The sequence below is a fragment of the Sulfuriferula sp. AH1 genome (assembly GCF_002162035.1).
Classification (GTDB): Bacteria; Pseudomonadota; Gammaproteobacteria; order Burkholderiales; family Sulfuriferulaceae; genus Sulfuriferula.
The window spans coordinates 865,525-879,806 of the sequence record NZ_CP021138.1; the positions used below are offsets into that span (position 1 = coordinate 865,525).

The window sequence follows — 14,282 nt, forward strand, 5'->3', positions numbered from 1 at the left end:
GCGTGCGAACGCTTGCTATTATCTATTCATGAGTAATTTACTGCGCATCGCCAGCTATAACATTCATAAGGGATTTTCGCATTTCAATCAGCGCATGGTGATTCATGATCTGCGCGAACGCTTGCGTGCGCTGAATTCGGATATCGTGTTTCTGCAAGAGGTGCAGGGCAGTCATCTGGGGCACGCGCAGCGCTGGCAGCATTGGCCGGCTGCGCCGCAGTATGAGTTCCTGGCGGAGCAGGTATGGCCGGATTATGCGTATGGCAAGAACGCGATATACGACGAAGGTCATCACGGCAATGCGATCCTGTCGCGCTACCCGATAGTGCGCTGGGAGAATCTGGATATCTCAGCGCACGCATTGGAGTCGCGCGGTTTGCTGCATGCGGTAATCGCGATGCCCGGAATCGAGCTCGAAGTGCATGCGTTTTGCGTGCATCTGGCCTTGTTCGAGCATAGCCGCAGACAGCAGTTGGCGATGTTGCGGCGACGGGTGCGGGAAGCTGTGCCGGAGACGGCGCCATTGATTATCGCCGGAGATTTTAACGACTGGCGCGGACATGCAGGCCGCGAATTTGCTCGCGATCTGGGTTTGCAGGAGGCTTTCGTAACTATGCACGGCAAGGCGGCGCGCAGTTTTCCGGCCCGGTTGCCGCTATTGTCACTGGACAGGATTTATGTACGTGGCTGGAAAGTGCATGAAGCCGAGGTGCTGCATGGCCTGGATAACTGGCATCGTTCCGATCATGCCGTATTGCGCGCGACGCTGGGCGCGTCATGAGAGGTTATCTGCTGCCGGGTAACAGAGTGGATCTGCTGGAATGTGGCCTGGCGTATTTTCCGGCCTTGCGCGATGCGATTGATGCGGCGCAGCATGAAGTGGATTTGCAAACCTATATTTTTGCCGGCGACGCGACCGGCCGCATGATTGCCGAAGCGCTGTCCCGCGCGGCGCGGCGTGGCGTGCGCGTACGCGTGCTGGTCGACGGATTCGGTTCATACGGGTTGTCGCCGGAACTGGTCAGGGGTATGCGCGACGCCGGTGTGGATTGGCTGGTGTTTCGTCCCGAGCCGGGCTGGCTGGCGTTGCGCCGCTATCGTTTGCGACGCCTGCATCGCAAGGTGGTGGTGATCGACGCCAAAGTGGCTTTTATTGGCGGCATCAATATTATCGATGATATGGATACGCCGGGGCAGATTCCGCCCCGGTTTGATTATGCGGCGCGCGTGCAGGGACCCATCCTTAGCAGAATAGTGCCGGACGTGCGGCGATTATGGTCGCTGGTGCGATGGTCGCAGAATAAGGTCGCCTGGCACCACCGGCCGCATATGGCGATATTCACGGAAGCGGCGGGACGGGATGAGGTCGCATTCCTGGTGCGGGATAATTTCAGGCATCGGCGCGACATTGAACAGGCATATATGGCGGCGATTGCCGGTGCGCGCGAAAGCATTTTGATCGCCAATGCCTATTTCCTGCCCGGTATGCGTTTTCGTCGTGCCCTTGTCGAAGCCGCCGGACGCGGTGTGAAAGTGACGTTGCTGTTGCAGGGCAGAATAGAGTACCGGTTAATGCATTATGCTTCGCGCGCCTTGTATGGACAGCTGCTGGAGGCGGGGGTGCATATATGCGAATACCGCAAGAGTTTTTTGCATGCTAAGGTGGCCGTGATCGATGAGTTCTGGGCAACGGTCGGCTCGAGCAATATCGATCCACTGAGCCTGTTGCTTGCGCGAGAGGCTAATCTGGTGATTGAGGGCGGCGATTTCGCGCTTACCCTGCAGCAGGGTTTGCAGGCGGCCATGACGGATGGTGGGACGATGGTGCTATCCGATGACTGGCAACGGCGGTCATGGTATCAGCGTATTTTACCCAGCATGGCATTGGGTCTGGTGCGCGCATTGATGGGATTGGTGGGTTATGGCAGAGTGTGGTGATTGCATTGCTCCGCATGCGCTTGCTGTGTTATAATTTCGAGCTTGTTATTTTGCTGCTGGATAACAAAATTCGCACAGCCGCCAATGCTTAGGGTGTTCTCGATGAGAATGTAGGCGACGGCTGGAGGCTTAACCCTAAAAGGAAATTATCATGTCTATTACTATGCGTCAAATGCTGGAAGCCGGTGTCCACTTCGGTCACCAAACCCGTTTCTGGAACCCGAAAATGGCGCCGTACATTTTCGGTCATCGTAACAAAATCCATATCGTCAACCTGGAAAAAAGCTTGCCTATGTTCCAGGATGCGCTGAAATTCGTGCGCAAGCTGGCTGGCAACAAGGGTACTGTATTGTTTGTGGGCACCAAGCGCTCTGCACGTGAGATCGTCCGTGAAGAAGCTGAGCGCGCTAGCATGCCTTATGTGGACAACCGCTGGCTGGGCGGCATGCTGACCAACTTCAAGACCGTGAAGCAATCCATCAAGCGTTTGAAGGATCTGGAAGCGCTGTTGGGCGACGAAAGCTCAAAAATCCCCAAGAAGGAAGCGCTGGTATTGCAGCGTGAGCTCGACAAGCTGAACCGCAGTCTGGGCGGCATCAAGGATATGGTCGCTTTGCCTGACGCGATTTTCGTTATCGACGTGGGTTATCAGAAAGGCGCCGTGGTTGAAGCCAATGCGCTGGGTATTCCCGTGATCGGCGTGGTTGATACCAACAACAGCCCGGCTGGCGTGAACTATATCGTTCCGGGTAACGATGACTCCAGCCGTGCAATTCGCCTGTATGCGCGTGGCGTTGCAGATGCCGTGCTGGAAGGTCGTAGCCAGTCGATTGGCGAGATTCTGGGCGAAGGCGAAGAATTCGTTGAAGTTGCTGAAGAAGCGGCTTCGGCGCAATAATCGCCAAAATGCTTAACGAAAAGGGGCTTTCGCCCCTTTTTTTGTAAATTTTGTATTGAATCAATTTAAGGAGCAAAGCATGGCTGAAATTACAGCGGGTATGGTTAAGGATTTGCGCGAGCGTACTGGCCTGGGCATGATGGAATGCAAAAAAGCGTTGACCGAGACCAACGGCGACATGACTGCAGCAGAGGATCTGCTGCGCATCAAGAGCGGCGCCAAGGCAAGTAAAGCCGCCAGTCGCGGCGGTTCTGAGGGCGTGATCGGCGCATTTATCAGTGCCGACGGCAAAACCGGTGCTCTGGTTGAAGTCAACTGCGAAACCGATTTCGTCGGCAAGAATGACGATTTCCTGGCGTTTGCCAAGGCGGTGGCGCAATTGGCGGCCGAGCAGAACTGTACCGACATCGCTGCATTGTCGTCGATGACGATGACGGGCGGTACTGTAGAGGAAGTGCGCCAGGCCTTGATCATGAAGCTGGGTGAAAATCTGACGATTCGTCGCATTGCGCATTATGCAACGGCAGATCGTCTGGTAACTTACCTGCATGGCTCCAAAATCGGCGTAATAGTCGATCTGAATGGTGATGAGGTTCTGGGCAAGGATCTGGCAATGCATATCGCGGCCAGCAAGCCGGTATGTGTGTCCAAGGATCAGGTAGCGCCTGAGCTGATCGAAAAGGAACGCGAGATTTATACGGCACAGGCCGCAGAGTCCGGCAAGCCGGCTGATATCGTGGCTAAAATGGTTGATGGCCGCGTTGCCAAGTATCTGGCTGAAGTCACGTTGCTGGGTCAGCCATTCGTGAAGAATCCTGACCAGACTGTGGAAAAATTACTGGCTGAGAAAAAAGCCAAGGTGAACGGTTTTACCATGTTTATAGTGGGTGAAGGCATCGAGAAGAAAGTGGTTGATTACGCCGCTGAAGTGGCTGCTGCTGCAAAGGTGTAAGCATGGGTGCGCCAGTGTATAAGCGTATATTGCTCAAGCTCTCCGGCGAGGCCTTGATGGGGGACGACAGTTACGGCATCAACCGCGACACGATTACCCGTATCGTCAAGGAAGTGAAGTCCGTCGTCGATATGGGGGTGCAAGTTGCCGTCGTTATCGGCGGCGGCAACATTTTCCGCGGTGTCGCGCCTGCAGCGGCAGGCATGGACCGCGCGACTGCCGATTATATGGGAATGCTGGCAACAGTAATGAATGCACTGGCGTTGCAGGACGCTTTTCGTGTCAACGGCGTGGTAAGTCGCGTACAATCTGCGCTGAATATCGAACAGGTTGCCGAGCCGTACATCCGCGGCAAGGCTATCCGTTATCTGGAAGAAGGGCGCGTAGTGATTTTCGGTGCGGGCACCGGGAATCCGTTCTTTACCACGGATACTGCCGCTGCTTTGCGCGGCATGGAAATGAACGCCGATATCGTTATCAAGGCGACCAAGGTCGATGGCGTATATACTGATGACCCGAATAAGAATGCAAGTGCAACACGTTATCAGCGTCTGAGCTTCGATGAAGCGATACAGAAGAATCTGAAAGTGATGGACGCCACCGCGTTTACGCTGTGCCGAGATCAAAAAATGCCGCTGGCCGTTTTGAGTATTTTCAAGGCCGGGGCATTGGCGCGCTTCGTTCTGGGTGAAGACGAAGGTACGTTAGTACATTGTTGAGAGGAGGATTGCATGATTGCTGATGTCAGGAAAACCGCTGAACAAAAAATGACAAAGAGCCTGGAATCGCTCAAGAGCGATCTGGGCAAGGTGCGTACCGGACGTGCTCATCCGGGCATACTGGATCATGTCATGGTCGAGTATTACGGCAATCCAGCGGCTATCAATCAGGTGGCCAACGTCACCCTGATGGATGCGCGTACTATAGCGGTACAGCCGTTTGAAGCCAAAATGGTCGGTGCGGTCGAAAAAGCGATACGCGACGCCGATTTGGGCCTGAATCCGTCGAGTCAGGGCAGTATGATCCGTGTGCCGATGCCTGCACTGACCGAAGAGCGGCGCCGGGATTTGATCAAGGTGGTCAAGACCGAAGGCGAAAACGCCAAAGTGGCGGTACGCAATGTGCGTCGTGATGCAAATGAGCAACTTAAACGCTTGCTCAAGGATAAAGCTATCAGCGAAGATGATGAGCGCCGCGCACAGGAAGATATTCAGAAATTAACCGATAAGTTCATCGCTGAAGTGGATAAAGCACTAGTTGCTAAAGAAGCCGATCTGATGGCGGTCTGAGCGTGAATATTTTTAGCAGTTCGACGCAAGCTATTCCGGAGTCCCCGGAAATCCCGCGTCACATTGCCATTATCATGGATGGCAATGGGCGCTGGGCGAAGAAGCGTTTCATGCCGCGCGTGGCGGGTCATAAGCGTGGTGTGGAAATGGTGCGTGAGGTTATCAAGGCTTGCGCCGCGCGCGGTGTCAAGTATCTGACGTTATTCGCTTTCAGTTCCGAAAACTGGCGGCGTCCGGAAGAAGAAGTATCATTGCTGATGGAACTGTTTCGCTATGCGCTGGAACACGAAGTCACCAAACTGCACAAAAATCAGGTTCGCCTTAAAGTGATAGGCGATCTTTCCCGTTTTGAACCCAAACTTATACAGCTAATACACGATTCCGAACGGCTGACCGCGGGCAACGGCGGGCTTACGCTGACCATAGCGGCAAATTACGGCGGGCGCTGGGACGTGTTGCAAGCCGCGACCAAGCTGATGGCGCATCACCCGGAGCTGGCAGGACAGTCGCTGGCAGAACATCATCTAGAGCCATACCTGTCGATGCATTACGCTCCCGAACCGGATTTGTTCATTCGTACGGGCGGCGAACAGCGCATCAGCAATTTCCTTTTGTGGCAATTAGCCTACACTGAGCTGTATTTTACTTCAACCTTGTGGCCTGACTTCGACGCGGCTGCACTGGACCAGGCAATTACCTCTTTCCAGCAGCGCGAGCGGCGATTTGGCCGAACCAGCGAACAACTTAAACAACATGTTACTTAAACGTATATTGACTGCTGCCTTGTTGTTGATCGGTCTGCTCGCCTGTCTATTCCTGTTGCCGGATACCTTGTGGGCTATGGCGATGCTGGTGCCGTTGGGAATAGGTGCGCTGGAATGGGGCAAGCTTTCAGGTTTTTCGATGGCGGCAAGAGCGAGCTATGCCCTGGCAAATGTGGTGCTGGCCGGCGTGGTGTATTTCTTCGATCTGAGTGTGTGGATATATCTGGCCGCGCTGATGTTGTGGCTGCTGTTCGTGCCGTTGTGGCTGGCGGCAGGCTGGCAGCTCAGATCGTCATGGTTGCGCGTGCCGCTGGGTGTGCTGGTGCTGTTGCCCTTGTGGGTGGCATTGGTCGAACTGCGCGAGCAGGGGCCGTGGTGGGTGCTGCTGTTAATGGGTGTGGTGTGGATCGCTGACACCGCAGCCTATTTCACCGGACGCCGATTCGGCAAGCATAAACTGGCGCCGGCGATCAGCCCGGGCAAGACCTGGGAGGGTGTGATCGGCGCAATCATCGCCGTCGGAGTATATGGCGTAATCGTGCTGGCGGTGTTGCGCGGGCCGAGATTCGACCCTTATGCCTGGGCGTTGCCGATCATGATGCTGGGTGTCGTTATGCTGTATTTGAGCATACTGGGCGATCTTTTTGAATCATGGGTGAAACGTCTGGCGAATGTCAAAGACAGCGGCAATATCTTGCCGGGACATGGCGGCGTACTTGACCGTATCGATGCGCTTACTTCAACTTTGCCGATTGCTGCATTCATCCTGTTGCATGCCGATTTATTGCAGCGAATTTTATGACAAAAGTACAAAATCTGACCATTCTGGGTGCAACCGGGACGATAGGGGTGAATACTCTGGATGTGGTTGCCCGTCATCCTGAACGTTTTAATATCGTTGCCTTGACAGCCAGCACTCAACTGGAAAAGCTGGTTGAACAATGCCGTCGTTATCAGCCGCGTTACGCTGTGGTGCTGGATGAGAGAGCGGCTGCGCGTTTGCGCGGTATGTTGCGCGATGCTGGCGTGAGTACGCAGGTGCTGTGCGGCATCGAGGCGCTTGAACAGGTTGCTTCCATGCCTGAGGTGGATACCGTTATGGCGGCCATCGTGGGGGCAGCCGGATTGCGTCCGGCAATGGCCGCAGCACATGCCGGCAAGCGTATTCTTCTGGCGAACAAGGAAACGCTAGTAATGGCAGGCCGTCTGTTCATGCAGGCAGTTGCGGCAGGCGGAGCCGAACTGTTGCCGATCGACAGCGAACACAATGCGATTTTTCAATCCTTGCCGCGTGAATTCAAAGGCGATCTGGCTGCGTGCGGAGTACGCCGCATTCTGCTGACAGCATCGGGTGGGCCGTTCCGCACCCTGCCATTGGATGACCTGCCGCATGTCACCCCGGATCAGGCGTGCACGCATCCGAATTGGGTGATGGGCAAAAAGATATCGGTCGATTCGGCCACGATGATGAATAAAGGCCTTGAAGTCATCGAAGCGCATTGGCTGTTCAATGCCGCGCCAGAGCGAATCCAGGTGGTGATCCACCCGCAAAGCGTGATCCATTCCATGGTGGATTATCTGGACGGTTCTGTCATAGCGCAACTGGGCAACCCGGACATGCGCACGCCCATTGCCTATGCACTAGGCTTCCCGGAGCGAATAGATTCAGGTGTGTCGGCACTCGATCTGTTTGGCCGCGGCTTGACTTTCGAAGCGCCCGATTACAGCCGTTTCCCCTGCCTGAAACTGGCATTCGATGCGTTGGCCCAGGGCGGGATGCTGCCTGCGGTACTGAATGCGGCGAATGAGGCGGCAGTGGCGGCGTTTTTGGCAGGGCAAGCAGGTTATGGCGATATTGCGGCAAGTATCGAGTATGCGCTGGCACGTGCCATCTCAGGAGAGCCGGGCTCTCTGGATGACCTGGTCGAAGCAGACGCGCAAGCGCGGCGCGATGCCGGCGCCTATCTGCAAACGCGAGCGATAAACTAATGCATCTGCTGAGCACCATACTCGCTTTCGCTGTTGCATTAGGCGTGCTGGTAGTGGTGCATGAGCTGGGGCATTATCTGGCAGCGCGCTGGGTGGGCGTCAAGGTATTGCGTTTTTCCGTAGGTTTTGGCAAGCCTTTGCTGAGCAAACGCTGGGGCGTGATGCCACTGAGTGGTCGGTAGCCGCGATTCCGTTGGGTGGCTTTGTGAAAATGCTCGACGAACGCGAGGCGCCTGTCGCTACCGGCGAACTGGGGCGAGCATTTAACCGGCAAAGCGTCTGGGCGCGGATGTTGATTGTCGTTGCAGGGCCGGTGGCTAATCTGCTGTTGGCCGTGTTGCTGTACTGGGCGTTGTTTGTGCACGGCGTGCCTGCGATCAAGCCGGTATTGGCCGAGCCTGCGCCGGCGTCTGCAGCTGCAGTGGCCGGTTTGCACCGCGGTGATGAAATCAGTGAAATCGCGGGTCAGCCGGTACAAAGCTGGGCCGATGTGGACTGGATTCTAGTGCGCGCACTGCCTGCAAATCAACCCTTGCAGATAAAACTGGCGGGCGGGACTCTCCGCCAGCTCGATGCGGGCGGTGTGATGCTGGATGACGGCAAGTTCAATGTGTCGGCGCAATTGGGGCTGCAGTTGTTTGAACCGGCAGTACCTGCCGAAATCGGTCAATTAATCGCTGATGGCGTCGCGCAACGTGCAGGCTTGCGTGTCGGCGATCGAGTCGTGACGGTAAACGGGCAAAGCATCAAGGTGTGGGCGGATTTCGTGCAATGGGTGCGTATGCATCCGGGGGATTTGCTGGCGGTGGTAGTCAGCCGCAATGGCCAGCCGGTAAAAATCGATCTGACGCCGGAGCGCACGCAGGAAGGTCCGCAAACAATCGGCAAAATCGGTGCAGGCCCCAAAATAGATGAGGTGATATTTAAGGAGATGCTGACCGAGGTGCATTATTCGTTAGGCGGTGCCTTGCGGCAGGCATTTGCCAAAACCTGGGAAACATCCTTGTTCAGTCTGGGCATGATGGGTCGGATGATCAAGGGCGAGGTGTCATGGCACAATCTGTCCGGCCCTTTGACCATTGCCGATTATGCCGGTCAGTCGGCGCGCAGTGGCGGGTTGGCTTTCATCAGCTTCCTTGCCCTTGTCAGTATCAGTTTGGGTGTACTCAATTTATTGCCGATTCCATTATTGGACGGCGGTCATTTGATGTATTATATTATCGAAGCCATTAAGGGCAGTCCGGTCTCAGAGAGCGCCATGGAATTTGGACAACGCTTCGGGATGGCGGTGCTGCTGACGCTGATGGTGTTCGCTTTTTACAACGACGTTACTCGTTTGTTTGGTTCTCAATAATGCAAAACAAAATCGCTATTGCACTTGTTACCAGTGTGTGGGCAATGTCTGCTCATGCAGTTGGTAGTTTTGTCGTCAAGGATATTCGCGTTGAAGGTATACAGCGTACTGAAGCGGGTACGGTGTTTAGCTATCTGCCGGTCAAGGTAGGCGATACGCTGGACGCAGAAAAATCGGCGGCAGCTATTAAAGCGCTGTACGCAACGGGATTTTTCAAGGATGTCCGTCTTGAAGAACAGAATGGCGTGCTCATCGTCGCTGTTGAAGAACGCCCCGCGATCGCCAGAATAGACATTATCGGCAGCAAGGAATTCACCGCGGACCAGATCAAGGATGGTTTGAAGCAATCTGGTCTGGCCGAAGGGCGCATCTTCGATAAGGCTATGCTGGATCGCGCTTCGCAAGAGATCAAGCGCTTATATTTCAGTCATGGCAAATATGCCGTGGAAATTGAAACGACGATCACCCCGATGGAACGTAACCGGGTCGCGATCACTTTTAATGTCAAAGACGGCGATGTCGCGAAAATCAGGGATATCAATATCGTCGGCAACAAGGCTTTTAGCGGGAAGAAGCTGCGTGACTTGTTCCAGCTGCGCACGCCCGGCTGGTTTACCTGGTATACCAAGAATGACCAGTATTCAAAGCAGAAGCTGGCAGCTGATCTGGAAACGTTAAAGTCGTTTTATCTTAATCAGGGGTATCTGGAATTCAATATCGATTCCACCCAGGTATCCATCACACCAGATAAGCATGATATCTATCTGACGGTGAATCTGACCGAGGGCGAAAAATATACCGTTACCGACGTCAAGCTGGCGGGTGAAATGATAGTGCCCGCCGCTGAATTGCAGAAACTGATCAGCATCAAGCCGGGAGATACTTTTTCCCGCGAACAGATCACCGAGTCGGCGAAAAAGATCGGAGACCGGCTGGGTAACGATGGTTATGCGTTTGCCAACGTCAATGCTGTCCCTGAAGTGGACAAAAATAAGCACACAGTCGCATTTACGTTTTTTGTGGATGCAGGACGTCGAGTCTACGTTAATCGCATCAATATCAATGGCAATACACGAACCCGCGATGAAGTCGTGCGGCGCGAGTTCCGTCAAATGGAAGGCGGCTGGTACGCGGCGGATAAAATCCAGCGCTCGCGCGAGCGTGTGGAGCGCCTGGGCTATTTTAGCGATATCAATGTCGAAACGCCGCCGGTGCCCGGCACGACTGATCAGGTCGATGTGGACATGACAGTGACTGAAAAACCGACTGGTAACATCATGGTCGGTGCCGGTTTCTCTTCATCCGAAGGCCTGATCCTGTCAGGTTCGATCTCGCAGAATAACCTCTTCGGCAGCGGCAATGCGCTGACCGCCAGGATCAACAGCGGCGGTGTTAACAAGATCTATTCGATCTCTTATACCAATCCCTATTTCACCCCGGATGGGTTGAGTCTGGGTTACGATTTGTATCGGCGCGATACCGATACCAGTCGTTTGACGACGATCTCCAGCTACAAGAACTCGACAGTCGGTGCCGGTGTGCGTTTGGGTATCCCGCTCAATGAGAAAGATGCGCTCAGTCTGGGTCTGGCGTATGAGCGTTTTACGCTGACCGTGGATCCGGCGACGAGCCCGATACAATATGTGAATTTCGTGAACCAGTACGGTAATACCAACGACACGCTCCGCACTGATCTGGGATGGTCGCGCGACAGTCGTGACAGTCTGACTTACCCCACCAAGGGTATGTTGCAACGGATATATGGTGAAGTGGGTGTGCCGCCAGGCAGCTTGAAGTACTATAAGATAAATTATCAGCAGCAATGGTTTAAACCGTTAAGTAAAAACTTTACGCTGATGCTGAATGGTGAAATAGGCGTTGGTGACGGATATGGCGGGCAGGGCTTGCCATTCTTTAAAAATTTCTATGCAGGCGGTGTAAGTTCGGTACGTGGTTACGATACTGCGACCATAGGGCCGAAGTATTTGGATCAGTACGGCAATGTTGTTTCAGCAGGCGGCACTCAGCGTGTGGTAGCGAATGCCGAGATATTGTTCCCGATGCCAGGTATGGGGAATGACAAATCCGTACGCCTGAGTGCATTTTTCGATGCCGGTGAAGTTGCAGGTCCAGGAGACTATTTAGGCCGTTACAGCAATTTCTCATTCCAGGATTTGCGTTATTCGACGGGTCTGGCTGTAAACTGGATATCGCCGGTCGGCCCGCTAAAATTCAGCCTTGCGCAACCGCTTAATCCGCAAACCGATGATAAAAAACAAGTATTCCAGTTTACGCTGGGTCAAGTATTCTAAGGAGTAATGCTTTGAGCAAGCCATGGTTAAAAACTTTAGTCGCTGCAGCGCTGCTGGTGGCGAGTTCAGCCTCTTTGGCCGATCTGAAAATAGGCTTCGTCAACACCGAACGCGTATTCCGCGAAGCGCCTATCGCCTTGGCAGCGCAGAAGAGACTGGAGAAAGAGTTTGCTTCGCGCGATGCAGAATTGCAGAAAATGGCCAAACAGGCCAGGGACCTGCAAAACCAGATCGAAAAAGACGGTGTTACCCTGTCCGACACCGACCGGCGTAATAAAGAACGTGATCTGGCAAATCTGAACCGCGAATATCAGCGCAGCGTGCGCGAATTTCGCGAAGATTTGAATCTGCGCCGTAATGAAGAGCTGGTCAAGGTGCAGGATCGCGCGCGCAAGGCGATCCAGGCTTATGGCGAATCCGAAAAATACGATGTGATTCTAGAAGACGCTATTTATTTCAGCCCCAAGATTGATATTACTGATCGTATCATTCGTACCTTGTCACAGTAAGCCGCACCCGTCATGTCAGCTACCGCCTATACCCTGGCTGAGTTGGTGGAGCGGTTCGGCGGCGAGGTCCATGGCGATGAACTGACGTCAGTTTCGCAAGTGGCAAGCCTCGCTCACGCCGATCGGCATCAGCTCGCCTTCTTAGCGAACCTCAAGTATCGCGATCAGCTTGCCACCAGTCGGGCAGGCGCATTGATCGTGGGTCCCGATATGGAGGAAGCGAGTGACAAACCTCGCATCGTTACTGCGCATCCCTATACCTATTTCGCCAAAGTCTCGAATCTGTTCAATCCGCCATTGCGCGGTGAGAGCGGTATCCACCCGAGTGCGGTCATTCATCCTGATGCAAACTTAGGTGTCGACGTGCAGGTTGCCGCTAACGCTGTGATTGAGCGCGATGTGGTCATCGGCGCACGCAGCATCATCGGTGCCGGCAGCGTGATAGGCGCGGGAGTCGTGATTGGCTGCGATGCGCTGATTTATGCCAACGTGACGGTATACCATCGGTGCGTATTGGGCGACCGGGTGATTCTGCATTCCGGCTGCGTCATAGGCGCGGATGGTTTCGGGCTTGCACCGGATGCCGGGCGCTGGTTGAAGATTCCGCAGATTGGACGCGTAGTGATCGGCAACGATGTCGAAATCGGTGCCAATACTACCGTTGATCGAGGTGCGCTTGACGATACCATTATCAGCGACGGCGTCAAGCTGGATAACCAGATCCAGGTAGCGCATAACGTGTATATCGGTGAGCATACCGCGATTGCCGCCTGTACCGGGATTGCGGGCAGCGCCCATATTGGCGCTCATTGCACGATAGGCGGCGCCGCCATGATCTTCGGCCATATCGAGATTGCCGACAGGGTGAACATCTCGACCAATACCCTGATTACCAAATCATTACCCAAGCCGGGGACTTATACCTCGGCTTTGCCATTTTCCGAACACGGCGAATGGCTAAAGAATGCAGTGCAGATGCGCCATCTCGACAGCATGGCCAAACGTTTGCGCGCATTGGAAAAACAGCTGGAAGCATTGGAGAAAAAAACAAATGAATAGTATGGATATCAATGAAATCATGGCGTATTTGCCGCATCGTCCGCCATTCCTGCTGGTAGATAGAGTCATTTTTCTGGAACCGGGGAAAAGCATCACCGCATTGAAAAACGTCACGATGAACGAGCCGTTCTTTACCGGACACTTCCCCAAGCATCCCGTAATGCCCGGTGTCCTGATACTGGAGGCACTGGCACAGGCCGCCGCTCTGCTGTCGTTCAAGACGGTAGGTAATCCGCCGGATAGCGACGCAGTCGTGTATTTCGCCGGGATTGACGGCGCGCGTTTCAAAAAGCCGGTGATGCCTGGCGATCAGTTGGTATTGCACGTCGAAATCTTGCGCAACCTCAAAGGCATATGGAAATATGCGACTTACGCCGAAGTGGATGGTCAGCGTGTTGCAGAAGCCGAGATGATGGCAACATTGCGCTAAAGAAAGCCAAGTTTAATGATACATGAAACTGCAATTATCCATCTGGGTGCACAGCTGGGCACGAATGTCAGCATCGGCCCGTACAGCATCATCGGCGAACACGTGCAGATCGGCGATGGCACCACCGTTGCCGCCCATGCGGTGATTCACGGGCACACCACGATTGGACGCGATAACCGGATTTTCCAGTTCTGCTCTCTGGGCGAAATCCCGCAGGATAAAAAATATGCAGGCGAACCGACGCGACTGGAAATAGGCGATCGCAACATTATTCGCGAGTTCTGCACGTTTAACGTCGGTACGATACAGGACGTGGGTGTAACCCGCGTCGGCAATGATAACTGGATCATGGCGTATGTCCATCTGGCGCATGATTGCCAGGTGGGGAACAATACCATCTTTGCCAATAATGCTTCGCTGGCCGGACACGTGCATGTAGGCGATTATGCAATCCTCGGCGGCTTTACCGGTGTGCATCAATTCTGCAAGATAGGCGCACACGTGATGACGGGTATTTCCAGTGTGGTGTTCAAGGATATTCCGCCTTATGTGATGGCGGCAGGGCAGCCGGCTGCACCGCATGGCCTGAATAGCGAAGGACTCAAGCGCCGAGGTTTTTCAGCAGCGGCGCTCGCCGGACTGAAGCGCGCCTATAAAATTCTCTATCGTGAAGGTCTGAGTTTTAGCGAAGCGCAAACCAGGCTGGCTGAACTCGTTGCAGAAGTGCCGGAAGTCGCGTTGATCTCGGACTTTTTGGCACAATCCGAACGTGGAATTATCCGTTGATT

At 54.2% G+C, this 14,282-nt stretch carries 16 protein-coding genes; all 16 read left to right on the forward strand.

Features of this window, described 5'->3' with window-relative positions:
- Positions 1–28: 28 nt before the first annotated feature.
- The 16 genes from CAP31_RS04545 to lpxA all read left to right on the forward strand — a co-directional run bounded on the left by CAP31_RS04545 (position 29) and on the right by lpxA (position 14,280).
- Entirely contained in the window at positions 29–781 is a 753-nt protein-coding gene (locus CAP31_RS04545) for an endonuclease/exonuclease/phosphatase family protein (protein ID WP_087448256.1), read from the forward strand.
- Positions 778–1,938, forward strand: coding sequence for a cardiolipin synthase ClsB (gene clsB, locus CAP31_RS04550; protein ID WP_087446453.1), 1,161 nt, complete (start codon positions 778–780; stop codon positions 1,936–1,938). Before CAP31_RS04545 ends, clsB begins: the two co-directional genes overlap by 4 nt.
- A gap of 151 nt (positions 1,939–2,089) precedes the next feature.
- On the forward strand, positions 2,090–2,836 hold the full coding sequence (gene rpsB, locus CAP31_RS04555) for a 30S ribosomal protein S2 (RefSeq protein WP_087446454.1): 747 nt from the start codon (positions 2,090–2,092) through the stop codon (positions 2,834–2,836).
- A 79-nt stretch (positions 2,837–2,915) separates the two neighbouring features.
- Positions 2,916–3,788 carry a translation elongation factor Ts gene (tsf, locus tag CAP31_RS04560; RefSeq protein ID WP_087446455.1) on the forward strand — a complete coding sequence of 291 codons (873 nt, stop codon included), beginning with the start codon at positions 2,916–2,918 and terminating at the stop codon, positions 3,786–3,788.
- A gap of 2 nt (positions 3,789–3,790) precedes the next feature.
- On the forward strand, positions 3,791–4,507 hold the full coding sequence (gene pyrH, locus CAP31_RS04565; protein WP_087446456.1) for a UMP kinase: 717 nt from the start codon (positions 3,791–3,793) through the stop codon (positions 4,505–4,507).
- 12 nt (positions 4,508–4,519) lie between these two features.
- Positions 4,520–5,077: a ribosome recycling factor gene (gene frr, locus CAP31_RS04570; RefSeq protein ID WP_087446457.1), complete on the forward strand. Its 558-nt coding sequence runs from the start codon at positions 4,520–4,522 to the stop codon at positions 5,075–5,077.
- Between the two features lie 2 nt (positions 5,078–5,079).
- Positions 5,080–5,841 (forward strand): polyprenyl diphosphate synthase, encoded by a 762-nt coding sequence (gene uppS / locus CAP31_RS04575; protein WP_087446458.1) that lies wholly within the window; start codon positions 5,080–5,082, stop codon positions 5,839–5,841.
- Entirely contained in the window at positions 5,831–6,643 is an 813-nt protein-coding gene (locus tag CAP31_RS04580) for a phosphatidate cytidylyltransferase (protein WP_087446459.1), read from the forward strand. Before uppS ends, CAP31_RS04580 begins: the two co-directional genes overlap by 11 nt.
- Positions 6,640–7,830, forward strand: a complete 1,191-nt coding sequence (ispC, locus tag CAP31_RS04585) for a 1-deoxy-D-xylulose-5-phosphate reductoisomerase (RefSeq protein WP_087446460.1) — start codon at positions 6,640–6,642, stop codon at positions 7,828–7,830. Before CAP31_RS04580 ends, ispC begins: the two co-directional genes overlap by 4 nt.
- Positions 7,830–8,012, forward strand: a complete 183-nt coding sequence (locus CAP31_RS15280) for a site-2 protease family protein (RefSeq protein ID WP_369802441.1) — start codon at positions 7,830–7,832, stop codon at positions 8,010–8,012. Before ispC ends, CAP31_RS15280 begins: the two co-directional genes overlap by 1 nt.
- A 29-nt stretch (positions 8,013–8,041) precedes the next feature.
- Complete coding sequence (gene rseP / locus CAP31_RS04590; protein ID WP_369802455.1) at positions 8,042–9,184, forward strand: RIP metalloprotease RseP; 1,143 nt, start codon at positions 8,042–8,044, stop codon at positions 9,182–9,184.
- Positions 9,184–11,496, forward strand: a complete 2,313-nt coding sequence (bamA, locus tag CAP31_RS04595) for an outer membrane protein assembly factor BamA (RefSeq protein ID WP_087446461.1) — start codon at positions 9,184–9,186, stop codon at positions 11,494–11,496. Before rseP ends, bamA begins: the two co-directional genes overlap by 1 nt.
- An 11-nt stretch (positions 11,497–11,507) precedes the next feature.
- Positions 11,508–12,005: an OmpH family outer membrane protein gene (locus CAP31_RS04600; RefSeq protein ID WP_087446462.1), complete on the forward strand. Its 498-nt coding sequence runs from the start codon at positions 11,508–11,510 to the stop codon at positions 12,003–12,005.
- A 12-nt stretch (positions 12,006–12,017) separates the two neighbouring features.
- Entirely contained in the window at positions 12,018–13,064 is a 1,047-nt protein-coding gene (gene lpxD / locus CAP31_RS04605) for a UDP-3-O-(3-hydroxymyristoyl)glucosamine N-acyltransferase (RefSeq protein ID WP_087446463.1), read from the forward strand.
- Between the two features lies 1 nt (position 13,065).
- Positions 13,066–13,494, forward strand: a complete 429-nt coding sequence (gene fabZ, locus CAP31_RS04610; protein WP_087446464.1) for a 3-hydroxyacyl-ACP dehydratase FabZ — start codon at positions 13,066–13,068, stop codon at positions 13,492–13,494.
- 15 nt (positions 13,495–13,509) lie between these two features.
- Entirely contained in the window at positions 13,510–14,280 is a 771-nt protein-coding gene (gene lpxA / locus CAP31_RS04615) for an acyl-ACP--UDP-N-acetylglucosamine O-acyltransferase (protein ID WP_087446465.1), read from the forward strand.
- Positions 14,281–14,282 lie beyond the last annotated feature (2 nt).